The sequence below is a fragment of the Sedimentimonas flavescens genome (genome assembly GCF_025154035.1).
Classification (GTDB): Bacteria; Pseudomonadota; Alphaproteobacteria; order Rhodobacterales; family Rhodobacteraceae; genus Rhodobacter; species Rhodobacter flavescens.
Window position 1 is genome coordinate 94,810 of the sequence record NZ_JAOALJ010000008.1, and the last position, 20,038, is coordinate 114,847.

A 20,038-nucleotide genomic window follows, 5' to 3' on the forward strand; every position below is an offset into this window, starting at 1 on the left:
GTCAGGCCCCTTTCCGGTCAAGGTTCGTCATGACGGTGTAGAACACCCAGCTGATCAGCAGGATCACGAGGAAATACATGATCGAGAACGCCGCCGCCGGGCCGAGGTCGAACTGCCCCAAAGCCATCTTCACGAGGTCGATCGAGAGCAGCGTCGTCGCGTTGCCCGGCCCCCCGCCGGTGACCACGAAAGGCTCGGTGTAGATCATGAAACTGTCCATGAAGCGCAGCAGGATCGCGATCATCAGCACGCCCATCATCTTGGGCAGTTCGATGAAGCGGAACACCTTCCAGCGCGAGGCCTGGTCGATCTTGGCGGCCTGGTAATAGGCGTCGGGGATCGACTTGAGCCCGGCATAGGCCAGCAGCGCCACAAGCGAGGTCCAGTGCCAGACATCCATCGTCACGATGGTGATCCAGGCGGCCAGCGTGTCCTGCGTGTAGTTGTAGCTGACGCCCATCGCATCGAGCGTGTAGCCGAGCAGACCGATATCGACGCGCCCGAAGATCTGCCAGATCGTACCGACCACGTTCCACGGGATCAGCAGCGGCAGCGACATCAGCACAAGGCACAGCGAGGCCCAGAACCCGGACTTGGGCATGTTGAGCGCCACGAAAATCCCCAGTGGCACCTCGATCGCCAGAATGATCCCCGAGAACGCAAGCTGACGCCCGAGCGCATTCCACATCCGGTCAGAGCTGAGCATCTCGCGGAACCAGTCGAGACCGGCCCAGAAGAACTGGTTGTTGCCGAACGTGTCCTGCACCGAATAGTTCACGACCGTCATCAGCGGGATCACGGCGGAAAACGCGACAAGCAGCAGGACCGGCAGAACAAGGAACCATGCCTTTTGGTTGACTGTCTTTTCCATTACCTCGCCCCCTCCCCGGACGGTTGCGCCTTGCAGCGCGGGTATTCAGTGACGGGCAGCGCGCCCCTGGCCTTGGCGTAACGGCACCCGGCCATCACGCGGCCTCCCCCTGAACGCGCCAGTCGTTTGCATAGACATTGACGTGCCCCGCATCGAACGAGACGCGGTTCATATCCGCGCTGATCTGCTCGCCCTCATCGGCGATGATGTTGATATCGTTTCCGAAAAACTCGGCCCTGATGATCTTGTGTCGGCCCACGTCCTCGACACGGCGCACTTTCACCGGCAGCCCCTCAGTCTGCGACAGGCGGGCATATTCCGGACGCACGCCGATCTCGACCTTGCCCGAGAGCGGCCGGTAGCTTTGCGACAGCTCGACAAAGGCGCCGTTCACATAGGCCTTGTTGCCGTCGATCCGGGCCGGGATCACGTTCATCCCCGGCGAGCCGATGAAATAGCCGACAAAGGTATGCTCGGGGCGCTCGAACAGCTCCTCGGGCGTACCGATCTGCACAACGCGGCCGTCATACATGACCACCACCTTGTCGGCGAAGGTCAGCGCCTCGGTCTGGTCGTGCGTCACGTAGATCATCGTGTGACCGAAATCGTGGTGCAGCTTTTTCAGCTGCGTGCGCAGCTCCCACTTCATATGCGGGTCGATCACGGTCAGCGGCTCGTCAAACAGAAGCGCGTTGACGTCCTTGCGCACCATGCCGCGCCCGAGGCTGATCTTTTGCTTGGCATCCGCCGTCAGCCCGCGCGCCTTCTTGTTCAGCATCTCTTCCATGCCGATCATGCGCGCGATTTCCTGAACGCGCTGCGCGATATAGGCTTCATCGCGGCCCCGGTTGCGCAGCGGAAAGGCCAGGTTGTCGCGCACGGTCATCGTGTCATAGACGACCGGGAACTGGAAAACCTGCGCGATATTGCGCGCGGCGGTGGGGGCATGGGTCACATCACGCCCGTCGAACAGGATGCGCCCCTGCGAGGGCTGCAACAGCCCCGAGATGATGTTGAGCAAGGTGGACTTGCCGCACCCCGACGACCCAAGCAGCGCATAGGCCGCGCCATCATCCCAGTCGTGGTTGAGTTCCTTGAGCGCGTAATCATCCTCGGATGCCGGGTTCGGCAGGTAGGAATGCGCTAGGTTATCAAGCGTGATCTTGGCCATCGTTTCCCCCCTCAGGCCGCCAGCGCATAGGCCGCCGGGGCCACCAGCTTGCCGTTTTCGCCGAAGATGTAGACATGTCGCGGGTCGAGCCAGACGCGCAGCTCCTCTCCCAGTGCAAGGTCATGCACGCCGTGCACAAGGCCCACCCAACGCTCACCATGATGTTGAAGATGCACGAAAGTTTCCGAACCGGTCAGTTCGGTCACGTTGAGCGTCGTGGTGAACTCCAGCGCATCGGGCGTGTGCTTGACGATCTCCAGATGGTTGGGCCGAAAGCCCGCCATGTAGCGCCCGTCAGGCAGTTCAGACAGCTTGCCGGTCGCCGCAGCACTTTGCCCGGCGCCGAACATGATCCGGTTTCCGGTCTTGGAGATCTGCAGGAAGTTCATCGGCGGATCCGAGAAGACCCGCGCGGTCGTGGCATCGAGCGGCTGGCGATAGACCGCAGGGGTCGGACCGAACTGGGTCACCCGCCCTTCCCACAGGGTCGCGGTATTGCCCCCAAGCAGCAACGCCTCCTCAGGCTCGGTCGTGGCATAGACGAAAATCGACCCCGAGGCCTCGAAGATCTTCGGGATCTCGACGCGCAATTCTTCGCGCAGCTTGTAGTCGAGGTTCGCCAGCGGCTCATCAAGCAGCACCAGCCCCGCATTCTTGACGAGCGCACGCGCAAGCGCGCAGCGTTGCTGCTGCCCGCCCGACAGTTCCAGCGGCTTGCGGCCCAGCATCGGCGTCAACTGCATCAGCTCGGCCGTTTCGCGCACGCGGGCGTCGATCTCGGCCTTGTCCGCGCCCAGCAGTTTCATCGGCGAGGCGATATTGTCGTAAACGCTCATCGACGGGTAGTTGATGAACTGCTGGTAGACCATCGCGACCTTGCGATCCTGCACGCGCTGGCCGGTCACGTCCGCGCCGTTCCAGAAGATGCGTCCCGAGGAGGGCGCATCCAGCCCCGCCATCAGACGCATGAGCGAGGTCTTGCCCGAAAGCGTCGGCCCCAGCAGCACGTTCATCGTGCCATTTTCCAGCGTCAGATCCGTGGGGTAGATGTGGGTCTGCCCCTCCACGGTCTTTGAAACGCCCCTCAGTTCCAGGGTCATCCGGTTCTCCTCCTCATTCCGCAGCCGACGACGCGCTGTAGCGGCACTGAGCCATCCAGCCATCCAGGGCAGCGATCTGTTCCTCGCCAAGACGCAGGCCCAGCTTGTTGCGCCGCCACACCACATCCTCTGCGGTGCGGGCGAATTCGCGGGTCATCAGCCACGCAATCTCTTTCTCGGTCAGGGTCGCGCCGAAATCGCGCCCAAGGTCGGCGGCGCTTTGCGCATCGCCCAGCATCACGGCCGCTTCGGTGCCATAGGCGCGCACCAGGCGGCGCGCCCAGAAATCGGTCAGGAACGGGTAGCGGGCGCGCAGTTCGGACGTCAGGGCCGCAACACCGTCCACCGGGAAATCGCCACCGGGCAGCGGCACACCTGCCGTCCAGGGCCCTTTGGCAACCGGGATCTGCGCCCCGATCTTCTCGAGCGCACTTTCGGCCAGCCGCCGATAGGTCGTGATCTTGCCGCCGAAGATATTCAGAAGCGGGCCGCCGCTGCTGGTATCGACCTTCAGCGTGTAATCGCGAGTCGCCGCCGTCGCGCTGCTTGCACCGTCATTATAGAGCGGCCGCACGCCCGAGTAGGTCCAGACAATGTCGTCGCGGGTCAGTTGACGCTTGAAATACTGGTTAGCGAAGTTCAGCAGGTAGTCCTGCTCTTGCGGCGTGCACTCGGGCTTTTGCGCGGCATCCGGGTGGTCGGCATCGGTCGTCCCGATCAGGGTGAAGTCGCCCTCATAGGGGATGGCAAAGATGATCCGCCCGTCCGTCCCCTGGAAGAAATAGCACTTGTCATGATCGTAAAGCCGACGCGTGACGATATGGCTGCCGCGCACCAGCCGGATCCCCTCGCGCGAGGTGCTGTGCACGGTCGAGTGGATAATGTCGCCGACCCACGGCCCACCGGCATTGACCAGCATCCGCGCATGATGCGTCGCCTGCTCGCCATTTTCGCTATTGCGCGTTTTGATGCGCCACAGGCCATCCTCGAACTGCGCGCTGAGCACCTTGGTGCGCGTCATGATCCGCGCGCCGCGCGCCGCTGCATCGCGGGCATTCAGCACCACGAGACGCGAGTCCTCGACCCAGCAATCCGAATATTCATAAGCCTTTGCGAAACGTTCCTGCAAAGGCGCCCCTTCGGGCGCGCCCGCCAGCTCCAGCGTCGTCGTTCCCGGCAGGATTTTCCGCCCGCCGAGGTGGTCATAAAGAAAGAGACCCAGGCGGATCAGCCAGGCAGGGCGACGCCCTTTCATCCAGGGCATGAACAGCCCAAGCAGTTTCGAGGTCGGCGTATCCGATTCAAACCTCATATCTCTATGATAAGGCAGAACAAAACGCATAGGCCAACTGATATGCGGCATCGCCTTCAGCAGAACTTCACGCTCGATCAGCGCCTCGCGCACCAGCCGAAACTCGAAATACTCCAGATAGCGCAGACCGCCGTGGAAAAGCTTGGTCGAGGCCGAGGAGGTTGCGCTGGCAAGGTCGTTCATCTCGGCCAAAGCGACGCTCAGCCCACGGCCCGCCGCATCCCGCGCGATGCCACACCCATTGATGCCACCACCGATGATGAACAGATCCGTTATCTCGATGTCTTGCGGATGCGACACGCGATTCCCCCCTTAGCCGCGTTGCTGCATGTTTATCGCTAACATCGCATATTCTCGCAAGCACTTTATGTTCGTATTTTTTCGTTTTTAATCTTTCCGCCAAATCTCAAGCAGTTAGAGAAAATGCCGGGTGCGATTTTCCGCGCGCATCACTTCGCCGAAGCCTTTGGGGTTGCTTTTTCCGCTCATTCCCCGACTCATGACGTTAGGAAAGCGCCGCAAACCCGACCCAATTGGAAAGGCACGGGAGCCATGTCTCAAACCTTCCGGCACCCGGAAATCCTCGACATCGCGCGCCGCGAAGGCAAGGTGACGGTCGAGGGGTTGGCGGCGCATTTCGGCGTGACGCTGCAAACCATTCGCCGTGACCTGACCGATCTGGCCGAAGCCGGGCGGCTGGAGCGTGTTCACGGCGGCGCCGTGCTGCCCTCGGGCACGACGAATATCGGCTATGAGGAACGCCGCTCGCTCAACCCCGAGGCCAAGCAGGCCATTGCCCGCGCCTGTGCTGCGCGCATTCCGAACGGGATCTCGCTGTTTCTCAACATCGGCACCTCGACGGAAGCCGTCGCGCAAGAACTGCTGCACCACGAGAACCTGCTGGTGGTGACGAACAACATGAACGTGGCGAATATTCTGGTGGCCAACTCGTCCTGCGAGATCATCGTCACCGGCGGGCATCTGCGCCGCGCCGATGGCGGGCTGATCGGCAACCTCGCGGCCGAGACGATCCGGCAGTTCAAGTTCGACCTCGCGGTCATCGGCTGCTCGGCGCTGGATCGCGATGGCGACCTGCTCGACTTCGATATTCAGGAGGTCAGCGTCAGTCAGACGATCCTGCGCCAGTCACGCAAGACCTTCCTTGTGGCGGATCACACCAAATTTTCCCGTAGCGCGCCCGCGCGGATTGCCTCGCTGGCCGATGTGGACGTGTTCTTCACCGACCGCATCCTCGCCCCGGACCTGGCCGCAGCCTGCGAAGGATGGGGCACCAAGGTGGTCACTACCCCGTAAAGGCGCGAAACGGCGGGCCGGTTCGGCCCGCCTGTCAATCAATGCCCCGAGAACACGAGCGCCTGAACCGGCAGCACCAGCGCCCGGATGCGCAGCATCGCCGCGTGAACCACGCCAACCGTCTCGACGATATGCATGAAGACGCCACTGTCATGCGGCGCGGTGGTATAGGCCATCGCGGCACAGGCCGAACCCGGCAGAACGCCCTCGGCCATTTCCGGCCAGATCGGCTCCATCTTGACTGTGATCAGCCCCGGCTGGCGCAGCTGCGCCAGATCCACAAGCTGATCGGTCGGCCGGAATTGCCCGGCCGCAACTTGCGGCTGGATACCGGTGATGCGCATCGGAATGATTGCGAAGGGTTTGCTGAGGCAGGTCATCTCGACCACCATACCCTCGTGCAGCACCTGACCGGCAAGCTGGTTGAATCCGGCCTGGAACACGGCGACCCGGCCCTCATTGCTGGGCACCAGAATACCCGCGGGCCGAAGGACCGGGCTGACGTAGTCACCGACCTGTAGCGCGAATTGCTCCACCCGCCCCGCGACACCCGCGACGATCTCGGTCTGATCCAGCGCGACCTGCGCCTGCTCGATCGCGGCCGTCGCCGCAGCGCGCTGCGCTGGCAAGACCTGGGTAAGCTCGGCCTCGACAGCCGCGCGGTTCGCTTCGGCGGCATTCACGGCTCCACGGGCCGACGTGAGCGCGTTCTCAAGCGCCTCCAGATCCCGCTCGGACACGACCGAGGAGTTGCGCCGCGCAAGATCCTGGCGCAGTTCCAGTTCCTGTTCGGCATTGCGCAGCCCGCCTTGCGCCTGCTCGAGCGCGCCCTCTGCGGCGGCAAGACGCGACGCACCAACGGCGAGCGCGGCATCCACTTCGGCCAGACGGCTCTGCGCCGCGGCCAGGGCCGCTTTCTGAGCATCGCTTTCCAGCCGGATCAACGGTTGCCCCGCCTCGACCACATCCCCGTTGCGCACCAGGACCTCATCGACGCGGCCACCCGTTTGCGGCAGGATCGTTACCGTCCGGAAGAACGACGTCACATTCGTCGTCTCGGGGTGATAGAAGAAGATCAGGGTGATGAGCGCGGTCGTCAGGATCGCGCAGCCCGCAATCCCCCAGCGCAACTCGAACCAGACTGAGTAGAGCGTGATCTCATGGCCAATCCGTTTGCCCTGCACGCGCGAGCGGTACAGGTAGTCGGGCAGGATGGTGACGCAGGCACTGAAAAGGAGTTCAAGCATCGTCGCGCACCTCGTCATCGGTCGAACGGATCGGATCGGGCCTGCGTGACATGCGCGCCAGTGACCGCGCCATGGATCTCAGGGGCGTCAACATATCGGGCGGATTCAGCGCCGCAACGATCAGTGCAAGCAGCCACAGCACGTTGTTATGCGTCAGCAGTGCGAGCAGAGTCAGTAACCCGATCAATTGGAGCTGGTTGTGATTGACCTTGTGCGCCATGCGGTCCGGAATGGAATGCAAAGACAGAAAGAACGCACCGAAGGCGAGAAAAATGAGCGGCAGCAATATGATCGCCCCGACCAGCAAGACATCCGTCTCACCGGGGCCTGTGACATATGAGGGTAGGTGATCAAGACCCGGAATGTTTTCTGACACGATACGTCCCCCGCTTGCGGCGCTTTGGCCCCTATCAGTCAACTAAACCCAAGAAGTGTTTCATTCACAAGAATGATTTCGCCTGCGCCCCAATAAGCTATCGCGCCTCCGAGCCATATCCGTCGCTGAGACCGCCCGGGTATAGCGCCCTTTCCAGGCCTCAGCCGCCATGCCGAACGCACATACCGCCGCATGAATACCTGCTGCTATGTTGCCCGCGCCACGGCCACCCCATCCTGCCGCGGACGGAACCCGTCACGTATCGGTATCGTCGAGCAGTGAGTTCCTATTCGATTTGCGATCCGTTTCCGGGTTGATTGAAGTGAGCTACGGCCCCTGCCGGCCAGCTTCGATGTGTTTGAAGGCGGCCACGGCGGGCGGCTATTCGCGATGGGTCGCGCCGGGTCCATCTCGATCCCACCCGCGGTGCATAGTCGAACGACGACCGCGCGATCGACGGCAGGCGGCAGCCCGCCCCGACAGACAGCGTGGGGTGGTGACATTCGATCGTCTCGCTTTCGGAGAGCCGCAGATAGTGGATGTTAGTTTGCGTCACTGTCCGCCGTTCGGCGGACGGCTCAGACACCCTGCCCCGCGCTCACGCCTCGACTATGAACTGATGGGCGCTTCGCTCAACCTCACTCATGTCCTGTCGCGCCAGTAGCCATTCGCCGCTGCAACCGTGGCGAAATGCGTAGCGACCACCTGACTGACCGCGATCAAGGCACCAGAGTCTTCGGCGTATTCCGGGCGCAACCGGTCCCGCACGGCGGGATCGGGTTGAGTGAGTTTCACGGCAACTCGTGCAAGCTTGACCGCAAGGTTATAGCCCTCTTCGGGTGTTGCCGTCTTGAGTGTCGGGAGCCAAGTGGTCATCAGGTATTCCTTTCGTTTGAAGCAGGTGTTTCAGTGGATTAACGCGTGTTGCGGCATCAATTGCATTGTCACTTCTGCCGCTCGTGAGTGCAAAGACGTCGGCTTCTCTTGCTGTGTCCGATCCCCGCAAACCAGCAAGCAATCAGGAACCCGGAGATGGCGGACCAAGCGATTGATCGCCTCACCGGACGAGTGACCCGCCCAAGCGGGCATCACAGCGGGGCCCGGCTGCAGTTCCCCGCAAATGGCATGTGAACAGGGCGCGCGAGGCGGAGGCTCTGTTCGGGAACTCACCAAGCACGACCCGGTCAGGCCGTTCCGTCCACAAAGAGGCTGGCTTGTCAGCATAGAGGGCATCGGAAACAGACGGCCCTGCGATAAGCTTGCCCTGCCTCTTCGCATCACGCGACCGCCCGTTGTGGAAGGGCTATATCGGCAAGAGTCGATCGGTTCAGATCCGCGATAAACCTGGCCTCCGCCTGCCGAAGCCTGAACTTGAGACGGCAACAGCCCTCAATCGTGCAGTCACCTCCTGTCGGCCCGAGGCACTCGACCAGCGCTTGCCCCTGTTCGAGCAGTCGCACGATGTCGCCAAGCCGGATCTCGGCGGGGCTGGACCGCAAGACCGCGCCACCATTCACGCCGCGCCGGGTCTCGACGATGCCGCCCTGTGCGAGCCGCTGCATGATCTTTGCCAGATGGTTGCGGGACAGCTTGAACTCCTCGGCCATATCCGCGGTCGAGAATGCCTGATCGGGGGCACTCGCCATCCGCATCAGCATGCGGAGCCCATAATCGGTGAAGGATGTGAGGTTCATGCTGTCCCGCACTTTTTAAATTGGTATTTGCAATGCATATTTAGCAGAGATAGCATGAGAGTCGAACTCAAAATCTTGAGAACGCCATGTCATCCGCCGATCCACTGATCATCTCAGCCCTCCCGCGACTGAGCGCCGAGATCACGGCGCGAATGCGGCAGGGCGCGGCAATCGGCGCGATGCGAGCGGGTCACGACGACCACGCGCCAGAGGTCAGATAAGTGTTATGCCCACAATTTGAAACGCGGAGTGCCACCCATGGCTGAGCTACATCTTCCCAAAGCGACCAGAGACCTCGTCGACCGGCGCCATGCCCTGGCACCGGATATCGAAGACAGCTTTCGCGCCTTCTCGAAAGCGGTGTTTGCCGAAGGCGCGCTGGATGCATGCACCAAACAGCTGATCGCCGTGGCGGTCGCGCATGCGACCCAATGCCCGTGGTGCATTGAGGGTCATGTCAAGGCCGCCCGGCGCGCGGGCGCCTCGGGCGAACAGATCATGGAGGCGATCTGGGTTGCCGCTGAAATGCGCGCTGGCGCATCCTGGGCACATGCGCTGAAGGCAGTGGAGGTGATCGGGGACGCAGACAAACGAGACACCTGATGCACATGGCCTAGGTCATCCTTTGACGACGCCCCCTTTGCCGTCAACGCGATCCGAGCCTCGAAACCCCGGTGCTCTTAATCGATCGGGGCGCTGGCGATCCAACAGATGTTCCGCCCGTCGCCACACATCTGGCCAATACGGTCGCGCAGGCCCGGCATGTCCTGAAGGGCTTGGTTCGGAACGGTTTCAAGGTGAAGTCATGAGTGACGAATTCAAGAACTTCCGCTGCCGAAGCGGTTTTTCCTCACCCCCCTGCTATGCTGCCGAGATCGCGCCCGATTATTTCGATCCGCTGGCGGTCGATTCCGAACAGGCACGCGATGTGGCGCGCTGGCGCAAGGCCGAACGCACGCGCCTGCGCAACGCGCGTCTGGCGCTGTCGAGCACTGAGCGCGAGGTGATCGACGAGACCCTGGCCGGGTATTTGCGACAGCTATTGAAAGACCGCTTCGACGGGGTGCGCGGTTTGGTCTTCTCCGGCTACTGGCCGATCAAGGGCGAGCCAGACCTGCGCCCGCTTATGGCCGAACTTCACATGGCCGGAGTGACCGTCGCCCTGCCACTGGTCGAAACCAGGTCAGCCCCGCTCACCTTCCGTCGCTGGACACCCGAGACCCGCATGGCGCGCGGCGTCTGGAACATTCCCGTCCCACCCCCGGAGGCGCCCGCCGTCACGCCCCACATCGCGCTTGCCCCCCTCGTCGGCTGGACGTCGGATGGCTACCGCCTCGGCTATGGCGGGGGCTATTTCGACCGGACATTGGCGGCGCTGCGCCCGAAACCCTTTGTCATCGGCATCGGTTTCGCGGCGGCGCAACTTGCCACCATTTTCCCGCAGCCCCACGACATCCCTCTCGACCTTATCCTGACCGAGAAGGGGGTGGAGGCGACATGAGCAAAGGGGCGAAGCAGATACGCGCGGGATCCGACAACCGGTAGGCGCATGAGTTTCTGCCCGGCTATCCGTCGGCCATCTCGGCCGGCTTCCTGCTGACGGCGGCTCTCGCCTGAGCTAGTCAGGCGCAGACTGTCAGTTGGGCAAGGCAATCCGTTGCCAATCGTTCCGAAGAACCGCCATGGCAGTTAACGCCTTATCCCCGGGGCATCACGGTAGAGACCTCACACGATCGGCCTTGCTGAATCGCACTCGTCTCCATTCGGCTCGCCCTTCTCTTTCCGTTAGGTCATCCGGCAATGTTCGCCTACCCTGAATAATGCGTGAAACAACAAGCAGAGGACACTTGAGATGGCCGATTGCATCAAGCTGCGCCCCGGCGGGACCTATTCCGGGAAACAGGGTTTTGACTACTTCGAAGGGATTGCGAAGGAAACCACCGGCAGTCAGGGCATCTGCATGCATCTCCTGACGATCCCGCCTGGCGGACGCGCGAAGGCGCATAAACACCTCTCGCATGAGACCGCGATTTATATGATCTCCGGCACCGCCAAGATGTATTGGGGGGACAGGCTCGAGAACCTGATGGAAGCAAGCGCTGGCGATCTGATCTTCATACCCGCAGATACGCCCCACCTTCCGTACAACGATGGTGACGTGCCTGCAGTCGCCGTGCTTTCCAGAACCGATCCCAATGAGCAGGAAAGCGTCGTGCTGCTGCCCGAGTTGGATACGCTCGTATAGCCATACGGAGTCAAACAGGCGCCGCCGGGAGGACGTGGCCAGCCGCATTCGAGCCGACCTCCAACTCGGTGCCAACACGTCCCGTGCTGAACAGATACCGCGCCCTTCTGTGAGAGTTGCGCAGTGCTCGGTCTTAGATGAGGTCTGCTGGCGAGGCTGCCTGCCGGTTGAGTTGACACAGGCGGATGAACTGGGGGCAGCGAGATCCAGCGGCTTCATATCCGCTGAGACCGGATCATGGCCCGCCCTCGCCCTCGGAAAGCCAAGCGCAGGAGCGCCGCTGGTTCTCCATCCACTGCCCGGTTCTTGCGGCATGCGCGGTTCATTACCGCCAAGATCCCCGCCGATGGCGCGATCGAGCGGCGGCTCAACAATGCTCCGAAACAGCTGCGGGAACCGGTCCTGCTTGGTTTCGGTCAACCGAATGGTTTCAAGGCCTGCCCTATAACAGCCGAAGGAAGGTGCCCGATCATGCCACGAGATGACCAGAGCAGCCTTCCTTCGAACCGCGTTCCTCTGACCAGGTCCGCAGGGTCAGATCGGAGCGGACGGACTAGAGCACGACCCGCCGCAATCGAAGAGAGTTCATGATCACCGAAACCGACGAAAAGCTCATCGCGGCCGCCGCAATCATTGGCGACAGCAGCATTCCGGTCAGCGGATAAAGCAGACCCGCTGCGACCGGAATACCAAGAGCGTTGTAGGCAAAGGCAAAGAAGAGGTTTTGCTTGATGTTGCGCAGCGTCGCGCGGGCGAGCTTGCGGGCGCGGACGATGCCCATGAGATCGCCGCCAAGCAAGGTGATCCCTGCACTCTCCACCGCCACATCTGCGCCCGTTCCCATCGCGATACCGACATCGGCGGCGGCTAGCGCGGGGGCGTCATTGACACCGTCGCCTGCCATCGCGATCTTTCGGCCTTCGGACCTCAGGCGATCAATCAACTCTTTCTTGGCTTCGGGAAGCACGTTGGCGCGCACCTCGTCGATTCCGAGCTTTGCCGCCACCGCATGCGCCGTGCGTTCGTTGTCGCCCGTTGCCATGATAACCCGCATCCCCTGGGCGTGCAGTTCACGAATGGCCTGCGCGGTGGAGGCTTTTATCGGATCGGCAACAGCAAACACGCCCGCAAGCAAGTCGCCGACAGCGAGGAAGATCGCGGTCTTGCCCTCCTCGCGCAGCTTGTCCGCCTTCGCCTCCGCCGGAGCGGCATCCAGCCCGATCTCTTGCATCATCGCGGCATTCCCAAGCGCCACAGGCTGATCGTCAATGCGGGCACGCACACCCTTGCCGGTGATCGCCTCAAATTCGACGGCATCTCGACGTGGGCCGCCGTCCAACGTCGCCGCTTCGAGGATCGCTTCGGCGAGCGGGTGCTCCGACCCGCGCTCCAACGCTGCCGCCAATGATAGCAGGTCGGCGGCCGCGATGTCCGCCAGGGCTATCGTGTCGGTCAACACTGGCTTGCCCATCGTCAACGTCCCGGTCTTGTCAACGATCAACGTGTCGACCGCAGCCATCCGTTCCAAAGCCTCGGCATCCTTTACCAAGACCCCCGCCTGCGCCCCTCGTCCGGCCGCCGTCGTGATCGAGATCGGCGTTGCCAAACCAAGCGCGCAGGGGCACGCAATGATCAGAACCGACACCGCAGAGGCGATGGCAAAGACCAGCGCAGGCTCTGGGCCGAACGCCAGCCAGACTACAAAGGCAATGATCGCGATCATCACCACGGATGGCACGAATATCGCCGACACCCGGTCAGCCATGCCCTGGATCGGTGCGCGGGATCGGCGCGCGCTCGACACCATCGCGACGATCTGTGCCAGCACGGTATCGGCGCCGACCTTGCGCGCCTCTATGACCAGAGAACCATTCTTGTTGATCGTCGCACCCGTCACCGCATCACCCGGTCCCTTCTCTACAGGCAGCGACTCTCCCGTGAGCATGGACTCATCAAGGCTCGACCGCCCCTCGAGCACAACCCCGTCGACCGGGACCGCATCGCCCGGGCGCACGCGCAGCCGGTCGCCTGTCATGATGTTTTCCAGTGGCGCGTCATATTCTGATCCATCCGGAAGGATGCGCCGTGCAGTCTTGGGGGCGAGGTCAAGCAGAGCCCGGATCGCGTCCCCGGTGCGCTCACGCGCACGTAGCTCCAGCACCTGTCCAACGAAAACCAGCGCGATGATCACGACAGCCGCCTCGTAGTAAGTGCCTACACCTCCGCCCATCCGGTATTCATCCGGGAAGACCCCGGGCAAGAAGGTGGCGACCAGCGAATAGAGGTAGGCAGCCGCAACGCCAAGGCTGATCAACGTCCACATGTTGGGCGATCTGTTTACCAGGGACTCTCTGCCGCGCCGGAAGAACGGAAGGGCCGCCCAGAGAATGATCGGCGTCGCGAGAGCGAACTCTGTAATGCTCGCTGCCCCATGCCCGATCCAGTCGCGCAACGGTATCCCGACCAACTGACCCATGGTGAGCGCGAAGAGCGGAACCGCGACCGCCGCAGATATCCACATCCGGCGGGTAAAGTCGGCCAACTCGTGACTCGGCGCGTCCGAGGGCAACAACGCCTCCAGCGCCATCCCGCAGATCGGGCAACTGCCCGGTTCATCGCGTATGATCTCGGGGTGCATCGGGCAGGTGTATTGCACCTGCGCAGCGGCAACAGTCCCTCGCTCGACCGCACGACCAGCGGCATAGAACCACGGGTCGGTATCGAACTTGGTTTCACAACCTTCCGAGCAGAAATGGAATGTCTTTCCAGAATACTCTGTGTGCCGCGAGATCGATGTCGCGGCGACGGTCATGCCGCAAACCGGATCCGTTGCGGTCGGCGTATCTGCGGCAGTCGGGTGGGCCTTATGATGATGTTCCATGGCCAGTCTTTCTTTCGATTTTCAATCTCAACCTGATGGCTTCAAGTGTTTGAAGCCCGGGCAGAACCGCTAGCGGCAGGCGCGGCGTTACCGGCGCCTGCGCGGCGGGTTTCCAACGGCGGATAACTCGCGCGCCCGCACGACAGGCAGCACGTTGATATGTGCTGCGCTGTGCTCTCCACAGGCGCGCAGATCCGTGCCGGAGCCTTGCTGACCCACGAAACGGGTCGCCAGAACGTCCAGCGCTTCGCTTGCAAAGATGTCTGGTCAGGTTGGCAATGACCAAGGTGGCCAGCGCGAGGCTCGGCAAGCCGAGTTCCTCCCCGAAACCCATTGCATTGCTCATGCCGTTCCAGTTCATGCCTCAACTCTCCTAACCGTGGCCAACGCTGCGACTGCGGATCGAAGGACCCTCAATCGCCGCGCGTTGTGGCGCTGTAGGTGGTGCCAGAGGTGTCAGGGCGCACCCAAGCGCGCCCGAGCAGCCTCAGGCCGAGGCCTCGACCGCGAACTCGGTCATCATGCCCGTGGCGAGATGTGGCATGTGATGGCAGTGCAGCATCCAGCGCGCGGCCTCGCCCGCGTCGAGCACCACATCGATCATAGACATCGGAGGAACGTAGACCGTATCCCGCACGGCACCGGAAAGCGCGCGTCCGTTCAAGCCGACAACCTGAAACGCATGTCCATGCAGGTGCATCGGGTGTCCCATCATCGACATATTGTGGAACGACATGACGACCCGCTCACCGCTGCGCGCGACGACCGGGCGATGCTGCCCCCATACCGCGCCGTTGATCGTCCAGACATAGGGCTGCATCGCGCCACCCAGCATCAGCATGTGTCCGCGATCGACCGGCCGAAGCGGCAACGGTGCAAGGGCTGTCAGCCGCGCCTCCTGAGCAAGATCCGTATCGAATGCCGGAGCCTCGATCTCGGCCAGCCCGTCGATACGCGCCACCTCTGCGCCGCTTGTCGCGAGGATAAGCCCTGTGCGCTCCCGCGCGCCTTCGCGCAACGCCAGAATGGGCCAGGCGCCGCCTTCGCGCGGCAGATCGATTTCCAGGTCTATGCGCTGCCCCATTGCCAGCCCGAACCGGTTTCCCGGCACCGCCTGGACCGGATTGCCATCGACCGCGATCAAACGGGCCGGAACCGCGCCGGTATCGACCCAGAAAACGGTCGCCGCCGCGGCGTTGATGACGCGAAGCAGAACTCGGCCGCCGCGTTCGACCTGCACAACCTCGGGGTCCGAGAGCGTACGGTCATTGGCGAGATACGCATCCCAATCGTAGTCGTTCAGATCCATGGCCATGCCGCTCATGCCCATCATCCCGCCCATCATGTTGCCCATAGGCATCTCCGGGGCAGCTTGCGCGGCGGAAGGCGCGCCCGGATTGCCATGCGCGCCATGGCCCGCACCCGCTTGGCCGCCTGCAATCGTCGCCAGGACTTCCTCGGCTGGCGCAAAGGCGAAATCGTGCAGGAACATCACCACCTCTTGCCGGTCGGCGGCCAGATCTTCGGCGGAGCGGACGATCAGCGGGGCGGCAAGCAGTTGCATCTCCTGCACCGGCACATGGCTATGCATCCAATGCGTTCCCGGCCGCGCCTCAAAGTCGTACGAGCGCGTCTCGCCCGGTGCGAGCAACGGCAAAGGCATATCCGGGACCCCGTCCTGCAGGTTGGGCGGGACCTGTCCGTGCCAGTGCACGATCGTGTCGATTCCGAGATCATTGGTGAGATCGACGCGGAATCTTTGTCCGGGGTCAAGAACAAGGCCCTGGCCTGCGGGACCAACAAGCCCGAAGACCGTGACGGCGCGACCATTGATATCGAGGGTGCGCGTGGCGGCAGACAGCGCGAGGGGCGCTGTGGTCTGCGCGATGGCCGCGCGAGGAAGCTGCGCAGAGGCAATGGCCGCAGCGCTTGCGACTAGGAAGTCGCGTCGAGAAAGCGTGTTCATTTTCGTCTCCTGGGGACATGCAGTCCCGTTTCTCTAAGCCGATAGGACGCCGCGGGCGTCAGTCCGGGCGCGATTAGAGAGGAAGAGACTTTGGCGGACGCTCGGCGAGCGCGGGCGCGATGTCGGCATGATCCGCTTCGGCCGGGAAAAGATGACCGACAGGATCATGCGCGCGCAGAGTGTTGGTTTCCGCCGGAGCCAAGAAGACCGACGCATTGGCACAGACGAACGTGCAGATCTCGGAATCCGCCGGCGCGCAATGCGCGCGCCCCTGACAGGCAAGTTCCGCTCCCTCGGGAGCATCCAAAGCCTGACCGACAGATGCCACGTAATCCGGGCCAGTGCTGATGGCCATACGCGCGGCATGCGTGGGCACCACCGAGGTCACCACGGTGATCGCGAGGACGGCAAGAATGGTGACAAGGCGCGAAAGCATGCGTAACGGTAGCCACAGCTCTGGCAGAATGTCCAGTGCCCGCCGCACCGCACCGCGGGCGGGACTTTGCTCAATAAACCCCAGGGATTCTGGGGTGATCGGAGATGAAGGCCTTGAAGAACACACCTCGAATCACTGGCGCGATTGTATGGCTCGCGGGCGGTCTGAGCCTCATCGGCCTTGCGGCATCCGATGCCTACGCCTCGGCCGATATCATCGCGCAGGGGCAGCAGATCTATGTCGCGCGATGCGCCTCCTGCCATGGAGAGACGCTGGAAGGCCAGCCCGACTGGCGCTCGCCGCTCCCATCCGGAAGGCTGCCGGCACCACCGCACGACGCCAGCGGCCACACATGGCATCACGCCGACGATCTGCTGTTTCGCATCGTGAAGGAGGGTACCGCCGCTGTCGTAGGCGGCGGATACGAGAGCGACATGCCCGGCTTTTCGGGGGAGATGAGCGACACGGAAATCCGCGCTGTCCTCGCCTATATCAAAAGCACGTGGCCCGAGCGTGAGCGCAGCTATCAGGAAAGCGTGTCGCAGGCGAACTAGGATCGGGCCCCACCCATCTTGCTTTTGCAGCGCGATTCAGGCTCTGCAACGAGACTGAAGCTGAACACCCTCTTCGGTCAGAGCGGCGCGCGCATGGCGTGGCGGTTGCCGTTCCTCCGCAAAAGCCGGGCAAGCCGCGCATCGATGGCCTTCAGGTTCTGAGTGGATCTATCTTCGCCAATCGCAATGACATCCGGTGGCGCGATGCAGGACTTCGCCCTTAGGCTGCGCAGACCCCGAAAACGCTTCAGGCCCGCTGACCACAGTAGGCGACATGGCGTTTTCGCCCGGATGAAGGACCATCTGGCGTCCCAAGCCACCACACGAAAGATGCGTGTAGGTTTTCCTCTCCGCGTCTCCGACGCCGCATTCGTCACGCACCGGCTATGAGCGCGACACGAAACCTGACTTCATCCCGCGAAAATGCGGGTGAGTCTTCGCTGGACTAGAAGCATCAGCACAATCGCGAAGCGCAGCGGGAGCTCCGGGTCTGATTGCTGCGCCATCTCCTCCGATGACACCACGCAGAAACGCTGCCTGCGCAACCTGAGCCAAGACCTGCGCGCTCTGCTGTCTATCAAGGCCTGATTGCCTACCGCCCTGCCCTCGCAAGCCGGACCGCGCCCTTGACCTAAACGACAAGTCGCCGCTCGTGGCCGAATACGCTATATTCGAGCAGGCGGAGAATACCGCGACAATGGCAATGCCATGGCAAGAAACCCCGAAATCAACCCGGGAGGAGCTCAGCCATGACTATGCTAAAATCACTCCAAGGAACAATTCAACCAGTCGACGAAGACGCGGTCGCGGCTCTTGCTTCCGGGCTGCGTGGAGGCGTGTTCACCGACGGAAGCGCCGAATACGACGAGGGCCGCACCCTCTGGAATGCGATGGTGGACCGCAAGCCGGGGGTCGTGATCCGCGCAAAGGGAACCTCAGATGTCCAGAAAGCGGTCAACTTTGCTCGGGAGAACGGCCTGCTGATTGCGGTCCGCTCCGGCGGACATCAGATCGCCGGACATGCGGTCGCCGAGGGGGCGCTTCTCCTCGATTTGTCGCACATGAACTCGGTCCGGGTGAACAGAGCCGAGAAGACGGTTCGGGTCGAGCCGGGGGCGAGCCTGGGCGATATCGATCGCGAAACGCAGGTGCATGGCCTCGCGCTTCCCGTCGGGATCAACTCGACCACCGGGATCGCCGGCCTCACGCTCGGGGGCGGGTTTGGATGGCTCACGCGCAAGTATGGCATGACCATCGACAACCTGATCTCGGTCGATATCGTGACGGCAGATGGCAAGATCCTGATCGCGAGCGAGGATGAAAACGCCGACCTTTTCTGGGCCATTCGCGGCGGCGGCGGAAACTTTGGCATCGTCACCTCATTCGAGTTTGAGGTTCACGACATCGGCTCCGAGGTTCTGTCCGGCCTGATCGTTCACCCGATCGAAGCGGCGCCCGACCTGCTGCAGGATTACCGCAAGATTGCCGACACGGCGCCAGACGAGCTGACGGTCTGGGTTGTGATGCGAAAAGCCCCGCCCCTGCCATTTCTACCCGAGGAATGGCACGGACGCCCTGTTCTTGTCTTTGCGGCCTGCTACACCGGTGATCTAGCGAAAGGCGAAGAGGCGCTTGCAGGGCTGCGGGCGTTGGGAGAGCCGATTGCCGATGTGATTGGCCCGACGCCTTACATCGGCTGGCAGTCAGCCTTCGATCCTCTGCTGACGCCAGGGATGCGCAACTACTGGAAAAGTCATGACTTCAAAGGACTTCCGGAGGAGGCCGTTTCCACTCTGCTGAGCGCGATCGAAACGTTGCCCGACCCGAATTGCGAGGTGTTCATCGCGCATGTCGGCGGCGCAATGGCGCGCGTACCTGTCGAGGGAACAGCCTATCCAGAGCGCGCGTCACACTTCATCATGAACGTACACACGCGCTGGCAAGACCCCTCGGGCGACGCTGCGTGTATCGGTTGGGCGCGCGAGCTGTTCGAAGAGATGGCGCCCTATGCAACCGGCAGCGCCTATATCAACTTCATGCCCGACGACGAGGCAGACCGCGTCGCAGGGGTCTATGGCGCGAACATGACCAAGCTTGGACGGATCAAAGCCAAATACGACCCCGACAACCTGTTTCGCGTGAACCACAACATCGTTCCCGCCGCTTAGTCGGGAGAGAACTGACAGACAATTAGGGAGATCAGCATGTCTATGTTCGAAAAGGTCGCCAAAGCGACAGAAAGCCGTGATGTCGATGCCTACGCCGAACTGTTAGCCGAGGATTTTGTCTTTGTTCGGCATCAGAACGGCACCCAGATGAACAAGCCAGAAACGATCGCGATGCTCGAGAGGATGATGTCAGCCAGCCGTACGAATATGGGGCAACGCCGCTGTCTCTACGAGAACGATGATATTCTGGTTCTACATTCCATAAACGATTACCCCGATGGCACGCGCGAGGCGGTTCTGTCAGCCTACTCGCTCAAAGACGGAAAAATCTCTCGACTGGAAACCGGCGCTACCGCACTTCCGACCTGACCCCGCCACGCACTCGGGCAGGCTGCGCGGAGTGAAACGCCTCGAGTGGTGCTGCCAGACAAATTCGAACCAGCCTCTACAGGGGACAGTCGCGCTGTCCCTTATGCCGCGCATCGACCGAGCCAATCAGCAGGAGCGGCGGCGCGCTTGGCGCTGAAAAGGGATTGGCCGGAGAGGCTGCGTTCCTGGTTGAACCGGCTCAACCCTCATGTGTATCGACCCCGTGAAATCCTGCTCGTGCTACAAGGGAGAACGTGGCAATGAGTATGACGATGGACGAGAGCATCAAACGTTGGACGGCGAAGCGTAAGACGGCGCTGGTGATCGAGATCAT

At 62.3% G+C, this 20,038-nt stretch carries 18 protein-coding genes; 7 read left to right on the forward strand and 11 right to left on the reverse strand.

Annotated features, from left to right (window positions below; translation table 11 throughout):
* Position 1 precedes the first annotated feature (1 nt).
* The 4 genes from N3C64_RS14690 to glpD all read right to left on the reverse strand — a co-directional run bounded on the left by N3C64_RS14690 (position 2) and on the right by glpD (position 4,754).
* Positions 2–871, reverse strand: coding sequence for a carbohydrate ABC transporter permease (locus N3C64_RS14690; protein ID WP_218629464.1), 870 nt, complete (start codon positions 869–871; stop codon positions 2–4).
* A 94-nt stretch (positions 872–965) separates the two neighbouring features.
* On the reverse strand, positions 966–2,042 hold the full coding sequence (locus tag N3C64_RS14695) for an ABC transporter ATP-binding protein (RefSeq protein ID WP_260015025.1): 1,077 nt from the start codon (positions 2,040–2,042) through the stop codon (positions 966–968).
* An 11-nt stretch (positions 2,043–2,053) separates the two neighbouring features.
* Positions 2,054–3,142, reverse strand: coding sequence for an ABC transporter ATP-binding protein (locus N3C64_RS14700; protein WP_260015026.1), 1,089 nt, complete (start codon positions 3,140–3,142; stop codon positions 2,054–2,056).
* Positions 3,143–3,155: 13 nt separating this feature from the next.
* A complete protein-coding gene (gene glpD / locus N3C64_RS14705) occupies positions 3,156–4,754 on the reverse strand; it encodes a glycerol-3-phosphate dehydrogenase (RefSeq protein ID WP_260015027.1) in 1,599 nt (532 codons plus the stop codon).
* Between the two features lie 252 nt (positions 4,755–5,006).
* Here glpD and N3C64_RS14710 point away from each other — a divergent pair, with 252 nt between their 5' ends.
* Positions 5,007–5,768, forward strand: coding sequence for a DeoR/GlpR family DNA-binding transcription regulator (locus tag N3C64_RS14710; protein ID WP_218629460.1), 762 nt, complete (start codon positions 5,007–5,009; stop codon positions 5,766–5,768).
* 38 nt (positions 5,769–5,806) lie between these two features.
* Here N3C64_RS14710 and N3C64_RS14715 read toward each other — a convergent pair whose 3' ends face one another.
* The 4 genes from N3C64_RS14715 to N3C64_RS14730 all read right to left on the reverse strand — a co-directional run bounded on the left by N3C64_RS14715 (position 5,807) and on the right by N3C64_RS14730 (position 9,085).
* Positions 5,807–7,015, reverse strand: coding sequence for an HlyD family secretion protein (locus tag N3C64_RS14715; protein WP_260015028.1), 1,209 nt, complete (start codon positions 7,013–7,015; stop codon positions 5,807–5,809).
* Positions 7,008–7,322, reverse strand: a complete 315-nt coding sequence (locus N3C64_RS14720) for a hypothetical protein (RefSeq protein WP_260015029.1) — start codon at positions 7,320–7,322, stop codon at positions 7,008–7,010. The genes N3C64_RS14715 and N3C64_RS14720 overlap by 8 nt, the downstream gene beginning before the upstream one ends.
* Positions 7,323–8,033: 711 nt before the next feature.
* Positions 8,034–8,267: a hexameric tyrosine-coordinated heme protein gene (locus tag N3C64_RS14725; protein ID WP_260015030.1), complete on the reverse strand. Its 234-nt coding sequence runs from the start codon at positions 8,265–8,267 to the stop codon at positions 8,034–8,036.
* A 401-nt stretch (positions 8,268–8,668) separates the two neighbouring features.
* Complete coding sequence (locus N3C64_RS14730) at positions 8,669–9,085, reverse strand: RrF2 family transcriptional regulator (RefSeq protein ID WP_260015038.1); 417 nt, start codon at positions 9,083–9,085, stop codon at positions 8,669–8,671.
* A 258-nt stretch (positions 9,086–9,343) separates the two neighbouring features.
* On the opposite strand from N3C64_RS14730, the gene N3C64_RS14735 reads away from it, so the two are divergent.
* The 3 genes from N3C64_RS14735 (at position 9,344) to N3C64_RS14745 (ending at position 11,330) form a co-directional block, all read left to right on the forward strand.
* Positions 9,344–9,688, forward strand: a complete 345-nt coding sequence (locus N3C64_RS14735) for a carboxymuconolactone decarboxylase family protein (RefSeq protein WP_260015031.1) — start codon at positions 9,344–9,346, stop codon at positions 9,686–9,688.
* 202 nt (positions 9,689–9,890) lie between these two features.
* Positions 9,891–10,586, forward strand: coding sequence for a 5-formyltetrahydrofolate cyclo-ligase (locus tag N3C64_RS14740; RefSeq protein ID WP_260015032.1), 696 nt, complete (start codon positions 9,891–9,893; stop codon positions 10,584–10,586).
* 351 nt (positions 10,587–10,937) lie between these two features.
* A complete protein-coding gene (locus N3C64_RS14745) occupies positions 10,938–11,330 on the forward strand; it encodes a cupin domain-containing protein (protein ID WP_218629453.1) in 393 nt (130 codons plus the stop codon).
* Positions 11,331–11,883: 553 nt separating this feature from the next.
* On the opposite strand, the gene N3C64_RS14750 is transcribed toward N3C64_RS14745, so the two are convergent.
* The 3 genes from N3C64_RS14750 to N3C64_RS14760 all read right to left on the reverse strand — a co-directional run bounded on the left by N3C64_RS14750 (position 11,884) and on the right by N3C64_RS14760 (position 16,613).
* On the reverse strand, positions 11,884–14,211 hold the full coding sequence (locus N3C64_RS14750; protein WP_260015033.1) for a heavy metal translocating P-type ATPase: 2,328 nt from the start codon (positions 14,209–14,211) through the stop codon (positions 11,884–11,886).
* A gap of 487 nt (positions 14,212–14,698) precedes the next feature.
* Entirely contained in the window at positions 14,699–16,177 is a 1,479-nt protein-coding gene (locus tag N3C64_RS14755; protein ID WP_260015034.1) for a multicopper oxidase family protein, read from the reverse strand.
* Between the two features lie 73 nt (positions 16,178–16,250).
* On the reverse strand, positions 16,251–16,613 hold the full coding sequence (locus N3C64_RS14760) for a hypothetical protein (RefSeq protein ID WP_260015035.1): 363 nt from the start codon (positions 16,611–16,613) through the stop codon (positions 16,251–16,253).
* 104 nt (positions 16,614–16,717) lie between these two features.
* On the opposite strand from N3C64_RS14760, the gene N3C64_RS14765 reads away from it, so the two are divergent.
* From N3C64_RS14765 to N3C64_RS14775, 3 genes are all read left to right on the forward strand, one after another.
* On the forward strand, positions 16,718–17,167 hold the full coding sequence (locus N3C64_RS14765; protein WP_218629448.1) for a c-type cytochrome: 450 nt from the start codon (positions 16,718–16,720) through the stop codon (positions 17,165–17,167).
* A gap of 749 nt (positions 17,168–17,916) precedes the next feature.
* A complete protein-coding gene (locus tag N3C64_RS14770; protein WP_260015036.1) occupies positions 17,917–19,335 on the forward strand; it encodes an FAD-binding oxidoreductase in 1,419 nt (472 codons plus the stop codon).
* Between the two features lie 36 nt (positions 19,336–19,371).
* Positions 19,372–19,704, forward strand: a complete 333-nt coding sequence (locus tag N3C64_RS14775) for a nuclear transport factor 2 family protein (protein ID WP_260015037.1) — start codon at positions 19,372–19,374, stop codon at positions 19,702–19,704.
* Positions 19,705–20,038 lie beyond the last annotated feature (334 nt).